A 23900-nucleotide genomic window follows, 5' to 3' on the forward strand; every position below is an offset into this window, starting at 1 on the left:
ATTATCTTAAAATTTAAAACAAAAAAAACACCGATGTTTCCATCGGTGTTTTTTATATGAATTCAGAAAGAATTACTTTTTCTCTGGAGCGTTTAGTTTAGCGCTCATTTCCATGGATATGGCAGATCTATCAAACTTTAACTTCCCTGCCATTGTTTCCAATACACAAGAAGAATCTTTATCATTCAAATCTACTACTTTTCCGTGCAGACCACTCTTGGTAATAATTCGATCACCACGTTTTAATTCTGCCGAAAATTTCTTTTCATCCTTTTGTCTTTTCATTTGAGGTCTGATCATAAAAAAATATGCGACCACAAAAATCAAAACCATCGGAAGATACTGCCCTAATTCACCCATTTTTGGTATATCTGTAATTTATAATTATTTAACAGGTCCTAATGGAGCTGCTCCTTTTGGGTTAACGAAAGCCTTAATTCTTAAAAGCTCAGAACCTTTTTCAGTATTTGCTGTAACAGTAATTGTTTTAGTTACTTGATTTTGACCAGATCCATTGAAATTAACTTTCAACTCACCAGTTGCACCCGGTGCAATAGGATCCTTTGGAGGATTAGGAACTGTACAACCACAGCTACTTTTAGCATCTGTAATAATAAGTGGCGCATTACCTGTATTGGTAAACATGAAAACTGTTTCTTGAGGTGTTCCTTGCTCAATTGTACCAAAATCATGCTCTGCTTTCTCGAAAGACATTACAGGTACTGCTTTCGCAGCCTCATCTCTTACCGCAGCTTCTGCTACATTATCTGTTTTAATTTTACTTGATGCGTTGTCTTTACAAGAAGTAAAAGCTACCATTGATACAAGACCAACAATTAGAACTAATTTTTTCATACTATTTAGATTTATCAATTAATTGCAAAATTATAAAATATTTTTATAATAGACCCCTACCCATTTTGTTAAGCTTTCCTTCTGACTTGTATTCTTTAGTAAGCTTATCGAGAATTCCGTTTATAAAAATACTACTTTTTGGTGTAGAGTATTCTTTAGCTATTTCTAAATACTCATTTATAGTTACTCTTTCTGGTATAGAAGGAAAATGTAATAACTCGCAAATAGCCATTTTTAATAAGATACTATCAATACCAGCGATACGGTCTTTATCCCAATTTGGTGTTTTACCTTCTATTTCCTTTTCTAAAGCATCATTCTTTAATAATGTTCTAGATAGCAATTGCATCGCAAAAGTCATATCCTCATCATCTTTCAACAAACTTGGTAAAAAATAAGATTCTGGGTGTACTTGCTTTACTTTCTTAAAATGCTTTAAAATAAAGGTATTAACAATAGGTATATCATCTACCCAAGTTAACTTATCATCTTCAAAATAATCGTAAATTTTCTCGTTAGGTGCAATAATGTTCTTGAACAAAGTTATCACCAACTCCTTATCAGCGGCATATTCGCTTTCTGGTTTAGACATGTATTCTTTGTAGGTATCGCTCTCTAAAATTTCTTTATAGATAAGTTTTACATACTCCTCTTCTAAATACCAGTTATCTAGCTTTCTATGATTAAGTTCCTCTTCTAGTGTCTTATTTTCAACAATTTGCAATAACAATCTGTTTTGAATAAACTTATTAGGATTAGGAAATGCTGTTTTTTTGTCGTCAATATATTTATTAGCAGAAAGAGAAATTTGATCTGCTGCTCTTTTCTGTATTTCTACAAAAAGACTAAGCCATAATAAATATAGCGTGTAGGTATTCTCTATGCTTACCTTTAAAAACTTCTCTTGTTTTTGTAATGAATCGTCCTTAGACTGAATTAGAGCGTAAATACTCTGCATTACCTTAACCCTAATGTGCCTTCTTGTAAGCATTTGAAAGAACTTATTTAATATATTAGTAAATAACCTCGAGACAAGCCCGCGAGGCATTGAATTTAAAAGAGAATTAATATTTCAACGCAAGGGTTGGAGCACTTAAATCTCGATTATCGAGTAAATAAAGCCGCAAAGGTAAGTATCTATTTAAAGGGTCACAATAGCAATCGTATTTATCTTAGCTTATTTATAACATATCGTTTTAGGTCAAAAAACTATCTTTGCCAATAGAATTTTACACTATTATCTTTTCTACAACTTATGAAAGAACTTAAGCATCTAAATAAATACTTTAAAAAATACTGGCTTAAGCTTTTTTTCGGGATCATCATAACTATAGTCGCAAGGCTATTTCAGTTGATTATGCCGTCTTACGTGAATAACTCTATAACGGTAGTTGAGCAATATATAAAGGCCGAAATAGAAAAATCGACAGCCCAAGAATTGTTGTTAGAATACATTCTTATAATTGTAGGTGCTGCTTTATTATCTGGATTCTTCACTTTTTTGATGCGTCAATTAATTATCAATATTTCTAGATATATAGAATACGATCTTAAAAATGAAATATTCGACCACTATCAAAAACTAAGTCTCAACTTCTATAAGAAAAATAGAACCGGCGATTTAATGAACAGAATTAGTGAAGATGTAAATGAAGTGCGTATGTATGCGGGTCCGGCTATTATGTACGGCATACAGACACTAACTTTATTTGCCTGTCTAATACCTCTAATGTTCATTAAAGCACCAACTTTGGCAGCGTATACCTTATTACCATTACCTTTTCTATCAGTTTTAATATATCAAATAAGTAAGGTAATACATAAGAGAAGCACTATAGTACAACAGTATTTATCTACGCTATCAACTTTTACACAAGAAATATTCTCAGGCGTTTCGGTTATTAAAGCGTACGCGTTAGAGCCACAAACCAATGAAGACCTAGAAAAACTTGCCATTGAAGGAAAAGAGAAAAGTGTTAGTCTGGCTAAAGTAAATGCTTGGTTCTTCCCTTTAATGATCCTTTTAATTGGTATCAGTAATATTTTGGTGATATATATAGGAGGAAAACAATACTTAGCCGGTGAAATTGAAGTTGGTTTGATTGCCGAGTTTATATTATATGTGAACATGTTAACATGGCCTGTTGCAATTGTAGGATGGCTTACATCCATAGTTCAAAGAGCTGCTGCCAGTCAAGAACGTATCAACGAATTTTTAAATCAGGAATCGGAAATTAAAAACACGCCCACTCACGAGCATACGGTAAAAGGTAAAATCGAATTTAAAGATGTAGATTTTACATATCAAGATACCAACATTAATGCTTTAAAACATTTATCATTTACTATAAACGAAGGGGAGACCACTGCTATTATTGGTAAAACAGGATCCGGCAAATCTACTATTCTAGATTTAGTAGCTAGATTATACGATACTACTTCGGGTGAAATTCTAATAGATGACGAGCCTATTAAAAACATTGACCTTACCAGTTTAAGAGAATCAATTGGCGCCGTACCACAAGATGCTTTTCTGTTTTCTGATAGTATAAAAAACAATATCAAATTCGGAAAAGAAGACGCTACTGATCAAGAAATCATGGACATTGCTAAAGATGCCGTAGTTCACGAAAACATAATGGGCTTCTCTAAAAAATACGACACGGTTTTAGGTGAAAGAGGTATAACATTAAGTGGCGGACAGAAGCAACGTGTATCAATCGCAAGAGCCTTAATTAAGAAACCACAAATTTATTTATTTGATGATTGCCTTTCTGCGGTTGATACAGAAACGGAAGAAGAAATTTTAAATAATCTTAAAAAAGCATCTAAGAATAGAACTACACTAATTGTAAGTCATAGAGTTTCTTCTGCTAAAAATGCCGATAAAATACTGGTTTTAGATGACGGAAGACTCATTCAAGAGGGTACGCACGACGAATTAAATACTCGAGAAGGGTATTATAAAGATCTATATAGCAAACAGCTCTCTGAGAAAGAAAGTTAGAAAATTGTTGTCGGATAACGATTTTTTTTTCATTTTTGATAGCATAACGACACTAAACATTAGAAATGAGCGAAAGAGATTTATCAGATCAGGAAGAAATTCACTCCAAAGTTTTACGCGCAGGTAGAAGAACGTACTTTTTCGATGTAAGAAGTACAAAAGCTGGGGACTATTATTTAACGATTACAGAAAGTAAGAAATTTACACATGACGATGGATCCTTCCATTACAAGAAGCATAAAATTTATTTATACAAAGAAGACTTCGATGCCTTTAAAGAGAATGTTGAAGAAATGATGGATTTCATCATTAACGAAAAAGGTTCTGAAGTAATTTCAGAGAGACATCAAAAAGACTTTAAAAAAGAAGAAGTGCAAGTTGAATCTGAAGTACCTGTAGAAAATACGACTACAAATACCTCTAGTTTTACAGATGTAAGTTTTGAAGACATCTAATCTTAATAAACTATTTTAAAAAATTAACGGCCCTTCAATAAGGGTCGTTTTTTATTTTGTTAGTATTTGATTATTACCGTAAACCATACTTTACCAACCCAACATTCAGTAAAGTGATAATGTAGATACTCATTACTGCGATATATGGCGTAAATACAAATGCTATAGCTGCAAACAATAATAGTATATAAATAGGATAAGATATCATTGCAAATGCAAACCTAAATGTACCCATAAACTCATCTTCGGGTACTTTTGACTTCAACCATAATTTCCAAATTAATACTATAGGGAAATTTAGCAATGTGAATATCCATTTAAACATATTGAAACCTTGCTTTTCTGAAACAGATTCAACTGAACTATCGATACCTTGTTGGGTCAACATATTTATCTTTTTGTTGACTGCAGTAGGATTAAGAAAATCGACCTTTTCTGCCTTCAACTTATTTAAAACGACATCATAATCTTCATTACTTGGAATATGAGTAGTTAGATTTTCTAGACTTGTAGAAACCGCATTTTTTATAGTAATGACAGATGTATTCAAATCATTCTCATCGAATAAACTTCTTGCTGAAATTGGCTTTCCATAACAAAGAGCCACCTCATCAGGAAAATGAGCTGCATGCTTATAATTAAACCCAACGGGAATCAACTGAACATCTAAGTCTGGGTACATTTCAAAAGCTCTAAAGAGTATTCTTGTAAACCCCTTACTCAATGGTCTAACGTTGCGTTTAATACTATGATTTGCTTCGGGAAACAAAAGCAATGCTTCTCCCCTATTTAAAATTTCTGCACATGAATTAAAAATAGCGTCGTTGTTAGAAAGCGTATCTCTACCATCGCGCATTCTGTAAATTGGTAACATTTGAAAATAAGAAAAAATACGTTTTAGCAGTTTGCCGTTAAAAACATCTGACCTAGTTAAAAAGTATGGTTTTCTATTACAATCTGTAGCAATTAACAATACATCAATCAATGCACTTTGATGATTAGGCAGAAACATTACAGGTTTATCTTTAGGAATATGCTCCAACCCAGAAATATGAATTTTCTTATGGTAGCTGTAGAGTCCAGTTTTTACTACAGATTTTACTAATGGATATATGACTGCACTCACGCTATAGTCTCTTTAGCAACTGGTTTTCTATTCCAAAAAGCAGCCAAAATTAAACCAGAAACAATATGCCAAACACCCCAAAAGGCAGCAATAAGTGCCATACCGCCTAATCCGTCAAAAAAAGTAAAAATCAATAATAATCCTAATCCAGAATTCTGTATTCCTGTTTCTATGGTTATCGATCTAAGGCTATCCTCTGGTAATTTAAAAATTCGCCCAAGGCTATATCCTGTAGAAAATGCAACTAGATTATGAATTAAAACTATCCAAAAGACATAAAATATATAATCAATAAAGATGACGCGATTATTATATAACGCAATAAAAACCAAGCAGATAAAGAACACTAATGATACTACTTTAAGCTTTTTTGCTATTTTCAAAGCTATTTTTGGTTTTCTATAATTGACATACATACCCAACATCAAAGGAAGACCCAATAATAGAAAAACCAATTTTATCATTTCTAGAGGTGATATAGAAATGTCTTGAATAAGATTAGAGCTAGGTTCATATAACATTGAATAAAATTGAAAATTTAATGGTGTCATTACAACCGCTAACATAGTAGCAATAGCAGTAAGACTAACAGATAATGCCGTATTCGCTTTAGATAAATAAGATATAAAATTAGAAATATTACCGCCTGGGCAAGCAGCCACCATAAACATACCCAAAGCAATGCTAGGCAGCGGTTCAATTACAAACACCAATAAAAAAGTGAATGCTGGCAATAAAATAAATTGACTACATAAACCTACTAATAATGCCTTCGGTTTTGACCATAAAGGCTTAAAATCTGATATTGATATTTCTAACGCTACGCCAAACATCACCAAACTTAAGACAAGGTTCATTATCCATAATGAGCCTGTATCAAAATTAATATGAATGTTATCTAAGATATTATCAGTCAAAAAATTAGGAAATTTTTAAGCCGTTAGGTACTTTCATTTGAGGTTGAAGAAGCACCACTGAACTATTGTCTACAGCACCTAATATAAGACATTCACTCATAAAATTGGCAATTTGTTTTTCAGGAAAATTAACAACAGCGGTGACTTGAAGTCCGATGAGATCCTCTTTACTATACTTTTCTGTTATCTGAGCAGATGTCTTTCTAATCCCTAATTCATTACCAAAATCGATATGTAACTTGTACGATGGATTTCGAGCCTCCGGGAAGTCTAAAGCAGCTACTATTGTACCGACTCTCATATCAATTTTACTAAAATCTTGCCATGTAATCGTTTCTTCCATTAGCTCAATTTAAGCTTTTCTATCAAATCTTTAGGTACATTACCAGCATACATACCATATGCATCTACTAATATGCCCTTTTCACCGGTACTTGTTTCAATGACATATAAAATGGTATTATCATCGGGATTACTCATACCCTCAAAACGATAGAATTTTACAACTTCTAATTGGGTAGCCTTATGAATATTTTTCTTGCTTTTATTTTCTACGCCAGCGTCACATAAATTAAAATCTTCTGTGTAACCCTCTTCTTGTAATGCTTTAATTGCGATGGATAAAGAAATATATGAATTTTCCATAATAGTGATTTTTATAGATTTATGAATACTATAAAGAAAAGACAAGGGTAATATAATCCTTAACTTAGTACCATAAATTATTAGTTGATATGGCAAGAACAGAAAGCAAAATGTTAGCATTGGGTACCGTTGCTCCAGAATTTAGTCTGTTAGATACGGTTAGCAAAAAAACCATGAACCTTCACTCTTTAAATGGTAGTAAAGGAACGGTGATTATGTTCATTTGCAATCATTGTCCATTTGTTATTCACGTTAATCCAGAAATTACTAATATGGCTTTAGAATACCAAAAACAGGGTATTCATTTTATCGCTATATCTAGTAATGATGTGGAGAAGTATCCAGAAGATGACTCTCAGTTCATGAGAATAAAAGCAAAAGCCGAAAATTATACTTTCCCATATTTATATGATGAAGACCAATCGGTAGCCAAAAAATATGATGCCGCCTGTACTCCTGATTTCTATCTTTTTGACGAAGGCTTGAAATTAGTATACAGAGGTCAATTAGACGATTCTAGACCAGGAAACGGATTGCCGTTGACAGGTAAAGATCTTAGAGACGCTATTGAAAACCTTTTAAAAGGTGAAGAAATCAATCCTGTTCAAAAACCTAGTATTGGTTGTAATATTAAATGGAAATCTAACCCTTAATTATAGTAGCTTTTTATTTTTGATTATGGAAAATAACATTCAGTTTGAAATGCTGAAGCCAGAACTTTACAACACTTACATTGAAATAGGTACAAAAGCCTATGATCAACATTATAAACATCTTTGGCCCAATGGCGACACAGCTACCTATATTAAAAACAGTTTTACCAAAGAAACACTCTTAATTGAAGAGAAAGATAAAGACACCGTTTTATATCTTATAAAGTTAAATTCTAAGCACGTAGGTATACTAAAGGTTACGCTTCACAAACAACTTCAAGATTATAGCAAATCTGATGCTCTATATCTTGATAAAATCTATATTCTTAACGAATTTTCAGGCAAAGGCATAGGTTCCAAAACCTTAAAATTTGTTGAACAAATTGCTGCAGACCATTCTAAAAAAGCAATTTTTCTAGAGTCTATGCAAAAAGGAATGGCACTACCCTTCTATTTATCACATTCTTTTTCAATTGTAGCAAACACAAAAGTACCGTTCAACAATGTTATTGAAGAGGAAAAGCCAATGTACTTACTAAAAAGGAGTTTGTAAATACCCTACCAACCCTTTCTATCAGCCAAATTTTTAATGTGTGCAAAGTGGTGGTTACTATGCCATGCATACTTACCAATGTTTTCTGCAACTGATACAATTACATTTCCATCTGGATGAATATAACTTCTTTCAATATCATCTTTTGTAAGGCGATTTAGCAAATAAACCAACTTGGCATGCAATGCTGTAAGATATGAAAGAGATAATGATATGGGTGCGGTTTTGGCATCTATAAGTTCACTCCATTTTTTTTCTTCATAAACTTTAATAAGAGGTGTATTCTCTGTTAATGCCCATTTAAACCTAGTATAACTATGATGATGACTATCTGCAATATGATGTATTACTTGCCTAACCGTCCATCCGCCATCGCGGTAAGGAGTATTTAGCTGTTCTTCTGAAAAACTATTTACGAGATTTGACAAACGTTCAGGTAACGTATCCAACACTTGAATCCACTTTTCAATATCCTCGTTTGATATATTCTCGGGACAATTAAAATGCCCAATCGGGTATTTTAGTTTTTCTAAATCTTCCATAGTTTAAAAGTAAAAATTTTAATAGACTTTTAACCAAAAACCTTTAGCCAAGATTATATAATCTACTAATTTTATAGGATATTAAATAAAACACACAAATTCATATAATTATGGCAACAATACGTTTAGGTGATAAAGCACCAGATTTTACAGCAGATAGCTCAATGGGCACCATTAATTTGTACGATTACCTAGGTGATAGTTGGGGAATATTATTTTCTCACCCTGCAGATTTCACTCCTGTATGTACTACTGAATTAGGTACAGCTGCTAAATTTAAAGATGAGTTCGACAAGCGAAATGTTAAGATGTTAGCATTAAGTGTTGATGGTGCGGCTTCACATGCCGAGTGGATAAAGGATATTAACGAAGTACAAAATACAGTCGTAAACTTTCCGATTATTGCTGATGAAGACAAAAAAGTTTCTGATTTGTATGATATGATTCATCCAAATGCGGATAATAATCTTACGGTTCGTTCTGTATTTATTATTGCACCAGATAAATCTGTTAAACTTACTTTAACCTACCCAGCATCTACGGGAAGAAATTTTTATGAGCTATTAAGAGTAGTAGATTCCCTACAATTAACTGCAAACCATAAAGTTGCAACACCAGCAAATTGGGAACATGGCAAAGATGTAGTGGTTAGTCCGGCTATATCTACCGCTGACGCAGAAAATATTTTTTCTAAGGGAGTTACAGAGGTTAAACCATATTTGAGAATGACACCAGACCCTACTGCATAGGTCTAAAAACAAGTTCATTCTCAATACATTAGATGAAAATTGTTAACCTTAAGATAACGTACAAGAATTTTAGTTTTTAAACAAAAAAAAACTATCTTCGTGCTTTAATTAATATTTAATTTTTCTATTATGAGTAAAGGAACAGTAAAATTCTTCAATGATTCTAAAGGTTACGGATTTATCACTGAAGATGGTTCAAACGAAGATCATTTTGTACACATTTCTGGCTTAATCGATGAAGTTCGTGAAGGTGATGTTGTAGAATTTGAACTACAACAAGGTAAAAAAGGATTAAACGCCGTTAATGTGAAGGTACTTGACTAGGTAACGACTTAACTTTTTTATAGTATAAAACCCGAACCAATTGGTTCGGGTTTTTTTGTGCCTTATATTTTTTAAAAAAATGTTCAACTTAAACGCAACCTTTTATACAAATACATATCTATTGATTAAACAAGAACGGTTCCCCGACCTTATACCATGTATTTATGACCACATTTTTGACCGTATTTTTAGTTTTAATGATAGTAAATATTATTTTACTTTTAGGCAGTTTCATTACTCGTAAAAAGTAATCATAAAAAAAACACCCATATCAAATGATATAGGTGTTTCATTATTATCTTAAAGTCTCTAGGTTGTTTTAACCTACCTTCATTAATTCTACATCAAATATTAGTGTAGCATCTGGTGGTATAACACCGCCTGCTCCTGCAGATCCATATGCTAAATCAGAAGGAATTACAAAACGTGCCTTATCACCTACTTGAAGTAAAGCTATACCTTCATCCCAACCAGGTATAACCTGACCAATACCTAATTGAAAATCAATAGGAGAATTACGCTTGTAAGACGAGTCAAAAACCTGACCGTCTAAAAGAGAACCTTCATAGTGTACAGAAACTTTTTCACCTTTTACAGCTTTAGCTCCATCACCTTTCTGAATCATTTTATAACGAAGTCCAGACCGTGTAGCATCAAATCCTGCTGCTATTTTATCAAGTTCAGCATCTTGCTTTGCTTTTGCATCAGCTAATCTTGCTTCACCAGAAGAATTGAAATTTTTGTAAGCTTTTAATGCATCCCATTTCTTAGCCGCATCACCAACTCTTACAATTTCTAAAGATTCTATAACATCATCTTGTGTAATAGCATCTACGACATCTTGACCAGACTCAACTTTACCAAAAATAGTATGCTTATTATCTAACCAAGGTGTTGGTACGTGCGTAATAAAAAACTGACTACCATTAGTACCAGGACCAGAATTAGCCATTGAAAGTACACCAGGTGCATCATGCTTTAATTCTGGGTGAAATTCATCATCAAATTTATAACCGGCGTCACCAGTACCTCTACCTTGAGGACAACCACCTTGAATCATAAAATCTGGAATAACCCTATGAAATTTTAAACCATTATAATATGGCTCACCTTTACCTTTAGCGCTATTTTCCTTATCACCCTCTGCTAAGGCTACAAAGTTACCTACTGTACCAGGAGTTTTATCGTGAGTTAATTTTACTAGTATTTCGCCTTTATTTGTATTGAACTTGGCGTAAATTCCGTCTTCCATTTTTATTTTTTTTATATCTGACAAAGGTAAAGAAATTTAACGATTTGAACATTTCGTTGCCTTCAAAACCAGAAATTGATTGCTTTACTCTTGTTGATGCAGTGACAGAGATTAAAATCCGTATTTATCTACCAAGTAAATTAAACTAGCCATCGATGCAGCGCCTAATTGCAGTTCACGTCTATTAACATGTTCAAATGTATCGTTCTCTGCATGATGATGATCAAAATAGCGTTGAGAATCTGGTCGTAAACCTGCCAATACCAATCCTTCTTTTTTTAACGGGCCAATATCTGCTCCACTATGTCCTTTTTCAAAATAGTGCACCAAGTACGGTTCAAAAAGACTTTTCCATTCCAGTACTTTCTGAAAATCTTTATCAGAACTATCAAAAGTAAATCCGCGAGGAGAAAACCCTCCAGAATCACTTTCTAAGGCGAATATGTGTTTTTCATTTTTGGCATTTGCAATTTCAGCATATTTGTTACCACCTCTTAATCCATTCTCTTCATTCATAAAAAGAACAACTCTTATGGTACGTTTTGGTTTATAACCTGTTTTTTTGAATAGGCTTAAAACCTCCATACTTTGAACACAACCAGCACCGTCATCATGAGAACCATCTCCTAAATCCCAAGAATCTAAGTGACCTCCAACCACGATAACTTCTTCTGGTTTCGTAGTTCCTCTTATTTCTCCGATAACATTATATGATTGTACATCATTGAACTGTTTACAACTCTGTTTGAAATAAAAGTTGATTTCAGGATTCAATTTTAAAGAAGTACTCAATAATTCAGCAGCATTTGTACTAATTGCCGCCGCAGGAATTCTTTCAGATTCTGCTTGTTCACCATAGCTCATGGATCCTGTATGTGGATAATCATCTAAACGAAGGTTCATTGAACGGACAATAACACCCACAGCACCATATTCAGAAGCTTCTAAAGCACCAGCATAACGTTGGTCTACACAGTTAGAATAGGCAGTAAATGTATTTATCTGAGTAGCATCCATCGGTTTGTTATAGAACACTATTTTCCCTTGAATTTTATCTTTACCCAAAGATGCTAGTTGTTCAATCCCTTCAACCTCTATAATGTTTGCCTTAATACCTCTGGGAGGAGTTGGAACCGAACCACCTATTGCACAAATAGCAACATTAGTAGTTGTACCAGGGTTTGTTTCAAAATAAGCAAATTCTGGTGTTCCCCTAACCCATTTAGGAACCATTACCGGTTGTAACCAAACTTTATCAATACCTAAAGAATCTAATTGAGCCTTGGTATAATCTACAGCTTGCTGCGCCTGAATAGACCCAGAAAGTCGCCCCCCAATTTGATTGGACAAGTAATTCAACCAATCATAACCCGTACCTTCGGTCAGCGCTGTATCATAAAGTTTCTTTATCTGTTCTTCGTCTGTATTTTGTGAAAGCCCCACATATGTGAAAGCAATTACAAAAAATATAGCAAGTTTACTATTCACCTTGTAGTTGTTCTTCATAGCTGTCTAAATTAGCCATTATTTTATCGCTCAACATAGGCTCTTTGATATCTTTGTATTTTTTTAACGATTCTAATAGAATAGATGCTATTATTATACGTGTTGCTTTTTTATTATCTGCAGGTACCGCAAACCATGGTGCATGTTCATGAGTGGTATTAGAGATAGCTTCTTCGTAGCAATGTTGATACTCGTCCCACAATTTACGCTCCTTTAAATCTCCTGGTGAAAATTTCCAATGTTTCTCTTTTAACGCAAGTCTTCTTAGTAACCGCTGACGTTGTTCTTCTTTTGAAAGATTAAGAAAAAACTTAAAAATTAAGGTTCCATTTTCAGCAAGATGGCGCTCAAAGTCATTAATCTGCTCAAATCTTTTATCCCAAAATTTTTGATCGATATCTTCTACCGTATGTATACCAGGTATATGTTCATTCAATATATATTCTGGATGCACTCTAGTAACCAAAACATTTTCATAATGGGTTCTATTAAAAACACCGAATTTACCTTTCGCCGGCAATACCAAATAATGACGCCACAGGTAATTATGGCTTAGTTCTAATTCTGTAGGTACTTTAAAACTATGAACCTCAACACCACTAACATTGAAATCTTTAAACACCTCGCGGATTAAACTATCCTTACCAGCGGTATCCATACCTTGTAGACATACCAGTATACTATATTTTCCGTGGGCATAAATAGTATCTTGAAACTCCCCTAACTCTCTTCTGATTTTTGATAATTCTTTTTTAAGTTCTTTATCTGACTTACCAAAATCTTCAAAAGTCTCATAATCAGTGATTTTAAAATTTTTATTGGTACTATAATTGTCTACTTTTATTTTATCCATTCTGAAATATAAAATTTAATATTTACGAATACTAATTCTCTAACAAAACCTAAGTAATATAATTCTCACAAATTCCGTTTATCGTAATTGAAGTGTATTGTATCGAAAATAATATTTTCAACAAGGTAAAGCATCTAAATTTATCCGTGTAAGATCCCAAATTTTACACCTAAATTACCTACTTATGAAGAAAAACATATTTTTTTTCTGTGCTATTGCACTGCTATCATTATCCTCATTCAGCACGAATGTAGAATGTGAATATGCTAATTCTAACATGGGTTATGCAAAATCTCAAATAAGCGCTGCTTTACTTACTCAAGATATTAATCAGGCACGGTTTTATGCCTATAAAGCGCTAAGTGCTTTAGAAAAATCTAAAAAACAGTTAAATGTTTGTGGGTGCAAATATGCAAAAGAAAGCATGTTAGAAAATATGGAGGTGTTATCACTTGCAACAAAATCTACAACTTTAGAGGGTACAATCAGCTATTTACATGCATCTATTGAACTAACAAACAAAACAATTCTTGTGTTAGAATCTCACGATACTCACGAAAGTGCATATGCTGTAGATGAGCTTTCTGTAAACACCAACTCTTCAGTAAACAAAACATCGGTAATAAAGAATAGTAACAAAAAAGACCTATTTGAGACTATTGATACATCATTAGAAAAATACCGTATTTCGTTAGACAAGGTTGTTCAAAGTGTTAATTGCAAAGACGCAACTGCCTTCGCTAGCAGAATTTATGCTGAATGCGAAGCTCAACTCCTAAAACCGAATATTTCTGAAGGTAGTAAATATTACAATTTACGTACTAAAGAAATTACCGCAGAAGCACTAACAAAAATTGGAGATTGCTCTGCGGCTAAATAAGCTTTATTGATTATTTACTGGCAAACAATTTTACGTCATCTTCTGACACTTCTTGACCACCAAGTATAATTAAACGCTCAACAACGTTTCTTAGTTCACGAATATTTCCTGTCCAATCATATGCTTTCAAAAGTTTAATAGCTTTATCAGAAAAAGTTTTACCAGCCATACCTTGCTCAGCCGCAATTTTCTTAGAAAAATGCTCAATTAATAACGGTATATCATCACGACGGTCATTTAAACTAGGTACTTGAATAAGAATAACCGCAAGTCTGTGGTACAAATCTTCTCTAAAGTTACCTTCTTCTATTTCTTTCTTTAAATCTTTGTTCGTAGCAGCAAGAACACGAACGTCAACCTTAATATCCTTATCTGTACCTACACGCGATATTTTACTTTCTTGAAGTGCCCTTAACACTTTCGCCTGTGCAGAAAGACTCATATCACCAATTTCATCTAAGAATATGGTTCCTTTATTGGCCGCTTCAAATTTACCAGCTCTATCTTTCACTGCTGAAGTAAAAGCACCTTTAACGTGACCAAATAATTCACTTTCAATTAATTCTGAAGGTATAGCTGCACAGTTCACTTCAATAAATGAACCTGAGCTTCTAGCACTTTTTTCATGCAACCAATGTGCAACAAGCTCTTTACCTGTACCATTAGAACCGGTAATTAAAACACGAGCATCTGTAGGCGCAACTTTTTCAATCATATCTTTGATCGTATCTATTTCGCTACTCTCACCAATCATTTCATAATTCTTACTCACCTTTTTCTTCAAGTTTTTGTTCTCAACGACCAATACTTTTCTATCTAAGGCATTTCTAACAGTAGTAAGTAATCTATTTAAATCTGGTGGTTTTGAGATATAATCAAAAGCACCTAATCTCATCGTATTTACAGCAGTATCTAAATCACCGTGACCAGATATCATAATAAACGGAATTTCAGGTTTAATTTTTCTAGCGGCCTCAAGTACCTCTACGCCATCCATTTTTGGCATTTTTATGTCGCAAAGCACCAAGTCATAATCATTGTTTTTAATAGTCTCAATACCCTTTAATCCGTCTTCGGCTTCTTCTACAGTGTATGTATCATTTTCTTCGGATAAAATTTTGACTAATACCCTTCTAATTGCTGCTTCATCTTCTATTACTAATATCTTTGACATAACTGCTTTTTAAATTCCTATTCTTATTCCTGTTCTAAAATATAGACCCGAGGCATCGTTTAAAGTGAAAATATCATCTCTTTCTTCGTTACGCAACGCACTATTTTGATAAATAGATCGACCGCCTATTAAGTAAACGGACATATCCTTCGTTATCTTATACTGATAACCTATAGTCAATAACAATGCCGTAGAAGAAACATCTGTAGATAAATTATTACCAGGCAACAAAATATCGTTTTGAATATTTACATAATACCCATCTAAAAATATTTCAGTCTGAAAGAAATGCACTTTTTTGGTAAAGTACTTCATGCCAGATTTTGGCGCTCCTATTGTATATGCCCAATTTGGATGAAATCGTTTCTCGAAATATACAAATGGTAATGGTATGTCAATTGGCGATGTACCGTTATATGAAATACCCAAAACCAACATATATGGTTTATCTACATCCTTAACATTTTTATATGCACCTACGGTATAGTTCATATTAAAATCTTCGTTCTGTAATTCCTGAACAAAATTTGTAGACCACCTTGGGGTAATTACCCCTATTAAACGCCAGCTTTCAGATAACTTATACATGTATGCCAAGTTCACATCTAATACATGAAACTTGCTTAAATCACCAGAACTAGGAAATAAATCATCTGGAACCTCAAAATTATACCGATTATACTCCGCTCCAAGAACCAAAAAATCTTTCTTATCTCGAACCGCAATAGGCACGTTCAACACCAACTTTATACGAGATGTTTCAACGTCACCACTGTTTTCTGGCATTAACATGTATTCTAACCTAAAAACATCTGGTGTTTGCGCTACAGTTAAATTAATAGCGAAAAACAACAAGCACACGGATAGAATAACATGGTTATGCTTTCTCATTATTCTCTGCATTTGATACATTGCTATGTTGAAAGGGACCTTGTTGATACAAATGAATATCTCTTTGCGGAAAAGGAATAGATATTTTATGCTTTCTAAATTCAGCATCAATCTTATATCGTACTTCACTTTTTACACGAGGATCGGTAAAACTATCTGTAATATAAAAGTTAACTGCAAATATGAGTGCCGAATCACCAAAATCTTCGAATATTACAAATGGTTTTGGGCTCTTTAAAATAGTTCTTTGCGACTTAACTACATCTAAAAGTATTTGAGTTACAAGCTCAACATCACTGCCATATGCCACACCAATACGTACTAGTTCTCTAGTAGTTTTATGATTTTGTGTATAGTTGTAAACGATATCACTAATGAATTTATGATTTGGTATTATAATTACCTTATCATCTCTTGTTATCGCCCTGGTGGTTCGTAATTTAATTTCAAAAATTTTACCAACTTTATTATCTATTTCAATAATATCCCCTACCCTTAAAGACTTATCTACAATAATAAAAATACCTCCAATAATATCTTGAAAAATTTCTTGTAAGGCTAATCCAAGTCCGACGAATAAGGCTGCAGATGCCGTAATCAAAATAGTAATATTTATACCTGCGGCACTCATAGTAAAAAGAATGACTATGACATATACCAAGTACTTAATAAACTTAAATATGCTGATAAACTTCAGCTTATCATCAGCTTCCATTTTTCTTGTAAAAAATCTACGTATAGCTTGTAGAACAGTACTAGTCAATAAAAATGCTACGGTAAGTAATAATAACAAACCTATGGTAATGTTAATAGATTTATCACCTTCCCCAAAATGATAACCTAGGTCTAAAAATTTCTTTATAGTCCCCCAAATATCATCCTCAATTATTCCCTTAATGGTCTCTGCACTTTCTTGGATCATCATGAATATTTAAGCCACTTATACAATTCTTTATAACTTGGTTTTTTACCGTACATAAGTATACCTACACGATATATTTTTGCGGCTACCCATACTATACCAATAAAAGTACCTATTAATATTACAATTGATGTTATTAATTGCCATACCGGTACACCACCTTCGCCAATACCCCAAGGCAAACGCATTAACATTACAATAGGTGATGTCAACGGAAAAAGGGAAAATGCAACAGCTATTGGTCCGTTAGGATTGCTGAATACAGAAAAGAACCCTACGTAAATAGCCAACATTAATGGTAAAATCACTGGAAAAATAAATTGTTGTGTATCTGTCTCATTATCTACAGCTGCCCCAATAGCGGCGTAAATAGAACTATAAATCAAATACCCTAAAACGAAATAAACAATGAAAAAAAACAGCATAGCAAAAATGGGCAACTCAAATATTTCTTGAGCGTATAGTTGAATATTTTGAGTAAGAGCATCTACATCTACATTTGCAGTATTAGCCATACCAGGAGCAACACCACCGCCCTTTGTTAAACTAGCAGGATCTATATCAAAAATAGCTAGACCAATAAATAACAAAATAGCTCCAGATACAATCCAAATTGCGAATTGGGTTATACCAGCAAGTGAAGTACCGATAATCTTACCCATCATTAAATGAAAAGGTTTTACAGATGATATAATAACTTCAATAATTCTACTAGTTTTTTCTTCGATAACACTACGCATTACAAAGCCACCATAAATTATAATAAACATCATAATAAGGTAACCAAATGCACCCCCAATAATCGCTTTTATCTCATTAATGCCTTTTATATTCTGTAGACCATCAAAAGTTTCAATATTTATATTGTAGCCGCGGTCCATTTCAGCATATTCTTTTGGTGACATGCCTAGCTCACGTAATCTTTCTTGTCGCAATCTACCGGTAATGGAACTTTCTAATTTATCTAAAACGATAGCACTAGGCGCATCTTTACTATAAAAGAAAGCTCTTTGCGCTACTTGTTCTAAATTAGATTCGTTAGGTAGATAAATTAGACCATAAAAACCTAAACTAACTGTTGAGTCTTTTGCCTGTTCTAATGAAATATCTTTAAAATTGATATAAGAAGTAACTTCTGAGGTTACAAACTCATTCGCGAAATAGCCGCTTTCATTTAATACACCTATGACCTTTTTTTCGTTGTCATTTAACTGAGTTAAGTATGCTATCAATAATATCATACCTACCATTAAAAAAGGACTTAAAAAAGTCATAACAACGAACGACTTATTACGCACCTTAGCTATGTATTCCCTTTTAATTATAAGTGGTAATTTATTCATGGTCGATATTTTTATTTTGAATGGTCTTTATAAAAATATCACTTGCAGACGGAATCGTTTCTTTAAAACCATTTACGTTTGCTCGTGAACCTAAAAAGGCTAAAATATCTCTAGATTCATTTGATGGTAATTGCACCCTAAGGTTCAACTGTTTTTCAATACTATCATAATCTTGGGATAGCACTTGAAATTTATCTTGCATTTCATTTAGCAGCAACTGCTCATTATCTATTTCTAAACCTATTTCAAAAATGTTGTTTTTGTATTCTTTCTTGATGTCAGTTAATTTGCCGTCTAATATTTTCTCTGATTTATGGATAAGAGCAATATATTCACACAATTCTTCTACAGACTCCATTCTATGTGTTGAGAATATAATAGACGTACCATTCTCTTTTAAACTTAAAATCTGTTCTTTAATAATATTGGCATTGATAGGATCAAAACCACTAAAAGGCTCATCAAAAATTAGCAACTTAGGCTCATGTAGTACAGTTACAACAAACTGTATTTTTTGCGCCATACCTTTAGATAGTTCCTGTATTTTTTTATTCCACCAATCGCCTATCTCCAATCTTTCAAACCAATATTTTAGGCGTTTTTTGGCTTCAGCTTTAGACAGCCCTTTTAGTTGCGCTAAATAAAGTGCTTGCTCACCTACCTTCATACTTTTATAAAGACCACGCTCTTCTGGCAGATACCCGATTTGAGCAATATGCTCTGGCTTAAGTAACTCACCGTCAAAATAAACGGAACCTTGATCTGGATATGTAATTTGATTTATGATACGAATTAGCGTAGTCTTACCTGCCCCATTGGGTCCAAGTAATCCGTAGATGCTATTCTTAGGAATTTCAAGGGAAACGTTCTTCAATGCCGTATGGCTCCCAAACTGTTTGGTGACATCATTAGCAACCAAAATATGACTCATGTACTCAATTTCTACAAAGATATTGAATTGTTTTGACTAGCTATACTCTTTATGATTCCTTTATAGAATACCAGTTATAAAGCTTATAAAGTAAAAACTATTTTGCCCTAAAAAGAAAAACCCACCCTTGATAAATCAAGGATGGGAAAAAAATTGCTATGAAAAAGAAAATTAATATTGGTTGCCCAATATTATCTCAAATATACGTTTTTTATTTAAAAACGATTTATTTAGAACTTACGAGAACATATCTTTTACTTTTTCAAAAAATGACTTATCAGATTTCTCTGGTTTAGGCTCAAAATTATCATTGCCCTGCATTTTCTCAAAGAATTCTCTCTGTTCTTTATTCAACTCTTTAGGTGTCCAAACGTTTACGTGTACCAATATATCACCAGCACCATAACCATTTAAACTCGTAATACCTTTACCTCTAAGTCTAAGTATTTTACCAGACTGAATACCTGCCTCTAACTTAATACGAACTTTACCACCAACGGCATCAATTTCTTTTGAGGTTCCTAAAACAGCTTCAGAAATACTTACGTAAAGATCATAATGAAGATTATCACCTTCTCTTTTAAGTGTGCTATGCTCTTGGGTTTCTATGGCAACTAATAAATCTCCCGGCACTCCGTTACCTGGTGCATCATTACCTTTATTAGGCACTTTTAATTGCATGCCTTCTTCTACGCCTGCAGGTATATTAATAGACACGGTTTCTTCAGCAACTTTAAGTCCTTGTGCATCTGCATCTCCCGGTTTACCATCTAAAATTTGACCACTACCACCACAAGTACTACAAACAGCTGCTGTTTGCATTCTACCAAGTATCGTGTTCTGAATTTTTGTCACCTGTCCTCTACCATTACAGGTAGTACATGTTTTATAGGTAACCCCTTCGGCTTGAACTTTTCGTTTTACCTTAACTTTTTTCTCTACACCATTTGCAATCTCTTCTAAGGTCAATGAAACCCTAATTCGTAGATTACTTCCTTTCACTCTTCGTTGACCACCGCCACCACCGAAGCCACCAAAGCCACCGCCGCCGAAGCCACCACCAAAAATATCACCAAATTGGCTGAAGATATCATCCATATTCATACCGCCACCGCCAAAGCCGCCGCCACCGCCGCCTTCAAAGGCAGAATGACCAAACTGATCGTAACGAGCTTTCTTATCGGCGTCACTTAATATCTCATAAGCTTCAGCAGATTTCTTGAATTTCTCTTCGGCAGAACTATCTCCCGGATTTTTATCTGGATGATATTGCAATGCCTTTTTACGGTATGCCTTTTTTATTTCTGCAGCAGTTGCACTCTTACTGATGCCTAATACTTCATAATAATCTTCCTTCATTCCAATTTTTTAATTTCCTACTACTACTTTTGGATGCCTAATAATGCGGTCGCCCAACTTAAACCCTTTTTCGATAACATCGATAATTTTACCTTTCATCTTCTTGTCAGGTGCTGGTATTTGAGTTATTGCTTCATGTATTTCTGCATCAAAAACATCACCTGCATTAGCTTCAACCATTTCTAAACCTTTGCCCTTAAGAGTTTCTCTTAGCTTAACATTAATTAGCTCAATACCGGTAAAAGTTTCTTTATCTTCTGATTTTGCCAATTCTTTCATAGCTCTATCAAAATCATCTAAAACTGGTAATAATGAAACAATTATTTCTTGCCCAGCAGTCTTAAACAACTCCATACGTTCTTTAGAAGTACGTCTTTTATAATTCTCGAATTCTGCAAACAATCTTAAAAACTTATCTTTTTCTTTCGCTAGTTCATCGCTAAGCGTTTCTTCTACCGACTTTTCTTCTTCTTCTTCCTCTTCATTCTCTAGCTTTTGTTCTTGCTCTTGACCTTCCAATAGCTCATCATCCAAGAATTCATCATCCAAAGTGTTTTCTTTATCACTCATAATTTATTGTAATTTAAATCGCTGATTAAAAGCAGGCAAAAGTACTGCCAATTCTTTAAAAATGTCAAAATGTCACAAAAGTTTAAAAAAAAATCCGCCAAAAGCGGATTTAATTATAGCTGACAAATATTTTAACCTTTTACGACACAAATTGTTTTGTCGCTTTATTTTTAGAATCAACACACGCTGCATTTGTATCATAAATTGACCCAAGTGCTTGACAAATATTCGCGTATTGAAAAATAAAACCTTCTTCTTCAATTTTTTTACTGCTTACACGCTGACTTGCAAATAAGATATATGCCATTTTACCAAGTACGGTATACATGACAAACTTCGGAATATTTGGTAATATAAGTGGCTGATCTAATGCTTTCGCAATTTCTTTTACAAGTTTGACATTAGTTACAGGGTTTGGCGCTACACCATTAAATGTACCTTTTAATTCATACTTTGCTATATGTAGAAAAATAGCTGCCAAATCTGTTATGTGAATCCAAGATTGCCATTGCTGACCAGAACCAAAAGCAGCACCTACATAATACTTGACCGGTTTTGCCATTTCTGGTAACGCACCGCCATCTTTAGACATTACAAGACCTATACGCACCTTAGCAACTTTTAATCCTAAGGGTTTAAATTCATTAATTTTTTTCTCCCAAATAGCGACAACCTCTCCTAAAAAACTATCATCAACAGCAGCTTCATCTTCAGTATAATAGTTACTTACCGAATCGGGATAAATACCAATTGCAGATGCAGAGATAAGTGATTTTACGGTATGATTTTCATTCGCTAAAAGTGTACTCTTTAGCAACTCTAAAGTATTAACCCTACTATTTATAATTTCTTTCTTATAACTACTCGTCCAACGTTTAGATATACTAGTACCTGCCAAATTAATAATGACAGAAACACCATCTAAACATTTGGCATCTATTTCACCAGCCTTTGGATCCCAAAAGAAACCTTTATAATTATCTTCTGAAACAATTTTGTTTTTACGTGTTGTAAGGTAATTAACGGCATAACCTTTCTTGTGGCATTGAGATACCAACTCGCTACCTACTAAACCTGTCGCACCTGTTATCAATACTTTCATGGACTAAAGGTATCATTTTTGAAGTATGTTGTCACATAATTTAATTTCGATTTAACATTGTTGCAGAACTTATTGATGTGCAGCGCGTTAAAGTTATATTAACACGAAAAAAATCATTGTTTTCTTGCTCGTAGCATTTCTCTTTTACCAGGAGGTCCAGGAAGTCGTTCTACAAGAAACCCAACTTCCAACATAGCTCGTCTAACACTACCTTTAGCTGCATAGGTAACTAAATACCCCCCACTCTTCATAGCATTGAACATAATTTGAAAAATTTCGACTGTCCATAACTCTGGTTGTACGCGTGCGCCAAAAGCATCAAAATAAATAAGATCATAAGTATTGAGAGCATCAATCTCTTTAAAAAATTTCTGCTGCTTGTTTAGACTAAAATTTTTAGCAATTTCTATTTCTTGCCCCAAAGGTGCCGAATGCATTAAATCAAAATCATCTTTTCTAGAAAGTGATTTTAATTCTTCTAGATAATTTAATTGTTCGAGCTCTTCATTTGAAACCGGATAAGCCTCTACACCTGTATACTTTATTTGCAGATTGCGTTTTTCAAATTCAATAAGAGTAATAAACGCATTTAGTCCAGTGCCAAAACCAATTTCTAGAATTTGAATTTTTTGGTCTTTAAATAAATCTAGACCCGATTTAATAAATACATGATAAGCTTCTTGAATAGCACCATGTTTTGAGTGGTACTGTTCTTGCCAGTCCATAATCTGGATGGTTTTAGAACCATCGCCTGTTGTAATAATTTCTCTTTTCAAATTAATTTGGAACTAACACTCCCGATGCTTCAAAACTAAATGTTCTTTTCGGAGTTGTTATTTTTGCTATTTCTTCTTCTGTTTTACCACCATCTTTTGCATAATGCTGTTGATCACCAACACTCATTTCTTCCACAAACGCCAATCCGTTTAAAACAACTTCTTTCTCTAGAATATCTGAAGGCATAAAGAATCCGTAATCTTTAAAACGCACCATTGCTTGCTCACCTTCTGGGAGTTCAACAATCATCCAACAACCTTTTACTTTGCAAACCTCTTTTACCTTAGTTTTAAATTGAAGGTTTAAAGAGTCAGCTACAGGCATTGAAGCAAATTGCTTCATGACATCATCTTTACTACTTAATTCTGAGATTTTAAATTCATCACCATAAAATTGAGATGAACTATTATCTACATCTTGCTGTGCAAGACAAGTAAAAAACCCAAATAAAAACACAAGTAATATGTTAAATCCTTTCATAAATCCTAAAAATGTTGATATACCTGCAAAACTC

Annotated in this window: 28 protein-coding genes; 7 read left to right on the forward strand and 21 right to left on the reverse strand. The window is 33.6% G+C overall.

The features are described from left to right. Window positions 1–72: 72 nt before the first annotated feature. From yajC to nusB, 3 genes are read right to left on the reverse strand one after another with little or no spacing between them, the layout of a single operon-like run. The gene (gene yajC / locus Q0871_RS07245; RefSeq protein ID WP_299320402.1) at window positions 73–360 is read right to left on the reverse strand and encodes a preprotein translocase subunit YajC; all 288 of its coding nucleotides are present in this window, start codon (window positions 358–360) and stop codon (window positions 73–75) included. A gap of 24 nt (window positions 361–384) precedes the next feature. After that, window positions 385–855, reverse strand: a complete 471-nt coding sequence (locus Q0871_RS07250; protein ID WP_299320405.1) for a DUF1573 domain-containing protein — start codon at window positions 853–855, stop codon at window positions 385–387. 43 nt (window positions 856–898) lie between these two features. Beyond that, window positions 899–1813, reverse strand: coding sequence for a transcription antitermination factor NusB (nusB, locus tag Q0871_RS07255; protein ID WP_299320409.1), 915 nt, complete (start codon window positions 1811–1813; stop codon window positions 899–901). A 297-nt stretch (window positions 1814–2110) separates the two neighbouring features. On the opposite strand from nusB, the gene Q0871_RS07260 reads away from it, so the two are divergent. Both Q0871_RS07260 and Q0871_RS07265 read left to right on the forward strand, forming a co-directional pair. Next, on the forward strand, window positions 2111–3862 hold the full coding sequence (locus Q0871_RS07260; RefSeq protein WP_299320411.1) for an ABC transporter ATP-binding protein: 1752 nt from the start codon (window positions 2111–2113) through the stop codon (window positions 3860–3862). 65 nt (window positions 3863–3927) lie between these two features. Continuing rightward, window positions 3928–4317, forward strand: a complete 390-nt coding sequence (locus Q0871_RS07265; RefSeq protein WP_299320415.1) for a PUR family DNA/RNA-binding protein — start codon at window positions 3928–3930, stop codon at window positions 4315–4317. A 73-nt stretch (window positions 4318–4390) separates the two neighbouring features. Here the strand turns inward: Q0871_RS07265 and Q0871_RS07270 are convergent, their stop codons facing one another. Genes Q0871_RS07270 through Q0871_RS07285 form a run of 4 tightly spaced genes read right to left on the reverse strand, consistent with a single transcriptional unit; the run spans window position 4391 to window position 7005 of the window. Beyond that, the gene (locus tag Q0871_RS07270; RefSeq protein WP_299320420.1) at window positions 4391–5443 is read right to left on the reverse strand and encodes a lysophospholipid acyltransferase family protein; all 1053 of its coding nucleotides are present in this window, start codon (window positions 5441–5443) and stop codon (window positions 4391–4393) included. Further along, on the reverse strand, window positions 5440–6360 hold the full coding sequence (locus Q0871_RS07275) for a bile acid:sodium symporter family protein (RefSeq protein ID WP_299320425.1): 921 nt from the start codon (window positions 6358–6360) through the stop codon (window positions 5440–5442). The genes Q0871_RS07270 and Q0871_RS07275 overlap by 4 nt, the downstream gene beginning before the upstream one ends. Before the next feature lie 4 nt (window positions 6361–6364). Next, entirely contained in the window at window positions 6365–6703 is a 339-nt protein-coding gene (locus tag Q0871_RS07280; protein ID WP_299320428.1) for a tRNA-binding protein, read from the reverse strand. Continuing rightward, complete coding sequence (locus Q0871_RS07285; RefSeq protein ID WP_299320432.1) at window positions 6703–7005, reverse strand: phosphoribosylpyrophosphate synthetase; 303 nt, start codon at window positions 7003–7005, stop codon at window positions 6703–6705. Before Q0871_RS07285 ends, Q0871_RS07280 begins: the two co-directional genes overlap by 1 nt. An 89-nt stretch (window positions 7006–7094) precedes the next feature. Between Q0871_RS07285 and Q0871_RS07290 the strand changes: the two genes are divergently transcribed. Then, window positions 7095–7658, forward strand: coding sequence for a thioredoxin family protein (locus Q0871_RS07290; RefSeq protein WP_299320435.1), 564 nt, complete (start codon window positions 7095–7097; stop codon window positions 7656–7658). 25 nt (window positions 7659–7683) lie between these two features. Beyond that, window positions 7684–8211 carry a GNAT family N-acetyltransferase gene (locus Q0871_RS07295; RefSeq protein ID WP_299320440.1) on the forward strand — a complete coding sequence of 176 codons (528 nt, stop codon included), beginning with the start codon at window positions 7684–7686 and terminating at the stop codon, window positions 8209–8211. A 5-nt stretch (window positions 8212–8216) separates the two neighbouring features. Here the strand turns inward: Q0871_RS07295 and Q0871_RS07300 are convergent, their stop codons facing one another. Beyond that, window positions 8217–8753, reverse strand: coding sequence for a YfiT family bacillithiol transferase (locus tag Q0871_RS07300; RefSeq protein ID WP_299320445.1), 537 nt, complete (start codon window positions 8751–8753; stop codon window positions 8217–8219). 110 nt (window positions 8754–8863) lie between these two features. Between Q0871_RS07300 and Q0871_RS07305 the strand changes: the two genes are divergently transcribed. Together Q0871_RS07305 and Q0871_RS07310 are read left to right on the forward strand one after the other, a co-directional pair. Next, the gene (locus Q0871_RS07305) at window positions 8864–9502 is read left to right on the forward strand and encodes a peroxiredoxin (RefSeq protein WP_299320448.1); all 639 of its coding nucleotides are present in this window, start codon (window positions 8864–8866) and stop codon (window positions 9500–9502) included. Between the two features lie 129 nt (window positions 9503–9631). Beyond that, entirely contained in the window at window positions 9632–9826 is a 195-nt protein-coding gene (locus Q0871_RS07310; protein ID WP_068486174.1) for a cold-shock protein, read from the forward strand. A gap of 319 nt (window positions 9827–10145) precedes the next feature. On the opposite strand, the gene Q0871_RS07315 is transcribed toward Q0871_RS07310, so the two are convergent. The 3 genes from Q0871_RS07315 to Q0871_RS07325 form a co-directional block, all read right to left on the reverse strand. Continuing rightward, window positions 10146–11078: a peptidylprolyl isomerase gene (locus Q0871_RS07315; RefSeq protein WP_299320456.1), complete on the reverse strand. Its 933-nt coding sequence runs from the start codon at window positions 11076–11078 to the stop codon at window positions 10146–10148. Between the two features lie 111 nt (window positions 11079–11189). Next, window positions 11190–12584 carry a M20/M25/M40 family metallo-hydrolase gene (locus tag Q0871_RS07320; protein WP_299320460.1) on the reverse strand — a complete coding sequence of 465 codons (1395 nt, stop codon included), beginning with the start codon at window positions 12582–12584 and terminating at the stop codon, window positions 11190–11192. Then, the gene (locus tag Q0871_RS07325; RefSeq protein WP_299320464.1) at window positions 12559–13437 is read right to left on the reverse strand and encodes a PPK2 family polyphosphate kinase; all 879 of its coding nucleotides are present in this window, start codon (window positions 13435–13437) and stop codon (window positions 12559–12561) included. The genes Q0871_RS07320 and Q0871_RS07325 overlap by 26 nt, the downstream gene beginning before the upstream one ends. A gap of 184 nt (window positions 13438–13621) precedes the next feature. Between Q0871_RS07325 and Q0871_RS07330 the strand changes: the two genes are divergently transcribed. Next, entirely contained in the window at window positions 13622–14317 is a 696-nt protein-coding gene (locus tag Q0871_RS07330) for a hypothetical protein (RefSeq protein WP_299320468.1), read from the forward strand. 10 nt (window positions 14318–14327) lie between these two features. On the opposite strand, the gene Q0871_RS07335 is transcribed toward Q0871_RS07330, so the two are convergent. The 10 genes from Q0871_RS07335 to Q0871_RS07380 all read right to left on the reverse strand — a co-directional run bounded on the left by Q0871_RS07335 (window position 14328) and on the right by Q0871_RS07380 (window position 23866). After that, entirely contained in the window at window positions 14328–15491 is a 1164-nt protein-coding gene (locus Q0871_RS07335; protein WP_299320471.1) for a sigma-54 dependent transcriptional regulator, read from the reverse strand. A 9-nt stretch (window positions 15492–15500) separates the two neighbouring features. Further along, window positions 15501–16382: a DUF6268 family outer membrane beta-barrel protein gene (locus Q0871_RS07340; RefSeq protein ID WP_299320476.1), complete on the reverse strand. Its 882-nt coding sequence runs from the start codon at window positions 16380–16382 to the stop codon at window positions 15501–15503. Next, on the reverse strand, window positions 16369–17304 hold the full coding sequence (locus Q0871_RS07345) for a mechanosensitive ion channel domain-containing protein (RefSeq protein ID WP_299320480.1): 936 nt from the start codon (window positions 17302–17304) through the stop codon (window positions 16369–16371). Before Q0871_RS07345 ends, Q0871_RS07340 begins: the two co-directional genes overlap by 14 nt. Next, a complete protein-coding gene (locus Q0871_RS07350; RefSeq protein ID WP_299320485.1) occupies window positions 17304–18647 on the reverse strand; it encodes an ABC transporter permease in 1344 nt (447 codons plus the stop codon). Before Q0871_RS07350 ends, Q0871_RS07345 begins: the two co-directional genes overlap by 1 nt. Then, window positions 18640–19578, reverse strand: a complete 939-nt coding sequence (locus Q0871_RS07355) for an ABC transporter ATP-binding protein (RefSeq protein WP_299320490.1) — start codon at window positions 19576–19578, stop codon at window positions 18640–18642. Before Q0871_RS07355 ends, Q0871_RS07350 begins: the two co-directional genes overlap by 8 nt. Window positions 19579–19815: 237 nt before the next feature. Continuing rightward, window positions 19816–20937 carry a molecular chaperone DnaJ gene (gene dnaJ, locus Q0871_RS07360; RefSeq protein WP_299320495.1) on the reverse strand — a complete coding sequence of 374 codons (1122 nt, stop codon included), beginning with the start codon at window positions 20935–20937 and terminating at the stop codon, window positions 19816–19818. A 9-nt stretch (window positions 20938–20946) separates the two neighbouring features. Next, complete coding sequence (locus tag Q0871_RS07365) at window positions 20947–21507, reverse strand: nucleotide exchange factor GrpE (protein WP_299320499.1); 561 nt, start codon at window positions 21505–21507, stop codon at window positions 20947–20949. Window positions 21508–21646: 139 nt separating this feature from the next. Continuing rightward, complete coding sequence (locus Q0871_RS07370; protein WP_299320501.1) at window positions 21647–22609, reverse strand: TIGR01777 family oxidoreductase; 963 nt, start codon at window positions 22607–22609, stop codon at window positions 21647–21649. Window positions 22610–22722: 113 nt separating this feature from the next. After that, on the reverse strand, window positions 22723–23385 hold the full coding sequence (mnmD, locus tag Q0871_RS07375; protein WP_299320505.1) for a tRNA (5-methylaminomethyl-2-thiouridine)(34)-methyltransferase MnmD: 663 nt from the start codon (window positions 23383–23385) through the stop codon (window positions 22723–22725). 1 nt (window position 23386) lies between these two features. After that, the gene (locus tag Q0871_RS07380) at window positions 23387–23866 is read right to left on the reverse strand and encodes a DUF4920 domain-containing protein (protein WP_299320508.1); all 480 of its coding nucleotides are present in this window, start codon (window positions 23864–23866) and stop codon (window positions 23387–23389) included. Window positions 23867–23900 lie beyond the last annotated feature (34 nt).

Origin of the sequence: uncultured Maribacter sp., assembly GCF_947500985.1 — a bacterium.
GTDB lineage: Bacteria > Bacteroidota > Bacteroidia > Flavobacteriales > Flavobacteriaceae > Maribacter.

Coding starts and splice junctions, on each gene's coding strand:
- Q0871_RS07300 (WP_299320445.1), bottom strand. CDS start 8,753: ATGGAAGATTTAGAAAAACTAAAATACCCGATTGGGCATTTTAATTGT.
- Q0871_RS07295 (WP_299320440.1), top strand. CDS start 7,684: ATGGAAAATAACATTCAGTTTGAAATGCTGAAGCCAGAACTTTACAAC.
- dnaJ (WP_299320495.1), bottom strand. CDS start 20,937: ATGAAGGAAGATTATTATGAAGTATTAGGCATCAGTAAGAGTGCAACT.
- Q0871_RS07355 (WP_299320490.1), bottom strand. CDS start 19,578: ATGAGTCATATTTTGGTTGCTAATGATGTCACCAAACAGTTTGGGAGC.
- Q0871_RS07345 (WP_299320480.1), bottom strand. CDS start 17,304: ATGATCCAAGAAAGTGCAGAGACCATTAAGGGAATAATTGAGGATGAT.
- Q0871_RS07285 (WP_299320432.1), bottom strand. CDS start 7,005: ATGGAAAATTCATATATTTCTTTATCCATCGCAATTAAAGCATTACAA.
- Q0871_RS07260 (WP_299320411.1), top strand. CDS start 2,111: ATGAAAGAACTTAAGCATCTAAATAAATACTTTAAAAAATACTGGCTT.
- Q0871_RS07315 (WP_299320456.1), bottom strand. CDS start 11,078: ATGGAAGACGGAATTTACGCCAAGTTCAATACAAATAAAGGCGAAATA.
- Q0871_RS07320 (WP_299320460.1), bottom strand. CDS start 12,584: ATGAAGAACAACTACAAGGTGAATAGTAAACTTGCTATATTTTTTGTA.
- Q0871_RS07370 (WP_299320501.1), bottom strand. CDS start 22,609: ATGAAAGTATTGATAACAGGTGCGACAGGTTTAGTAGGTAGCGAGTTG.
- Q0871_RS07330 (WP_299320468.1), top strand. CDS start 13,622: ATGAAGAAAAACATATTTTTTTTCTGTGCTATTGCACTGCTATCATTA.
- Q0871_RS07350 (WP_299320485.1), bottom strand. CDS start 18,647: ATGAATAAATTACCACTTATAATTAAAAGGGAATACATAGCTAAGGTG.
- Q0871_RS07310 (WP_068486174.1), top strand. CDS start 9,632: ATGAGTAAAGGAACAGTAAAATTCTTCAATGATTCTAAAGGTTACGGA.
- yajC (WP_299320402.1), bottom strand. CDS start 360: ATGGGTGAATTAGGGCAGTATCTTCCGATGGTTTTGATTTTTGTGGTC.
- nusB (WP_299320409.1), bottom strand. CDS start 1,813: ATGCAGAGTATTTACGCTCTAATTCAGTCTAAGGACGATTCATTACAA.
- Q0871_RS07290 (WP_299320435.1), top strand. CDS start 7,095: ATGGCAAGAACAGAAAGCAAAATGTTAGCATTGGGTACCGTTGCTCCA.
- Q0871_RS07340 (WP_299320476.1), bottom strand. CDS start 16,382: ATGAGAAAGCATAACCATGTTATTCTATCCGTGTGCTTGTTGTTTTTC.
- Q0871_RS07250 (WP_299320405.1), bottom strand. CDS start 855: ATGAAAAAATTAGTTCTAATTGTTGGTCTTGTATCAATGGTAGCTTTT.
- Q0871_RS07265 (WP_299320415.1), top strand. CDS start 3,928: ATGAGCGAAAGAGATTTATCAGATCAGGAAGAAATTCACTCCAAAGTT.
- Q0871_RS07305 (WP_299320448.1), top strand. CDS start 8,864: ATGGCAACAATACGTTTAGGTGATAAAGCACCAGATTTTACAGCAGAT.
- Q0871_RS07325 (WP_299320464.1), bottom strand. CDS start 13,437: ATGGATAAAATAAAAGTAGACAATTATAGTACCAATAAAAATTTTAAA.
- Q0871_RS07365 (WP_299320499.1), bottom strand. CDS start 21,507: ATGAGTGATAAAGAAAACACTTTGGATGATGAATTCTTGGATGATGAG.
- Q0871_RS07280 (WP_299320428.1), bottom strand. CDS start 6,703: ATGGAAGAAACGATTACATGGCAAGATTTTAGTAAAATTGATATGAGA.
- Q0871_RS07335 (WP_299320471.1), bottom strand. CDS start 15,491: ATGTCAAAGATATTAGTAATAGAAGATGAAGCAGCAATTAGAAGGGTA.
- Q0871_RS07380 (WP_299320508.1), bottom strand. CDS start 23,866: ATGAAAGGATTTAACATATTACTTGTGTTTTTATTTGGGTTTTTTACT.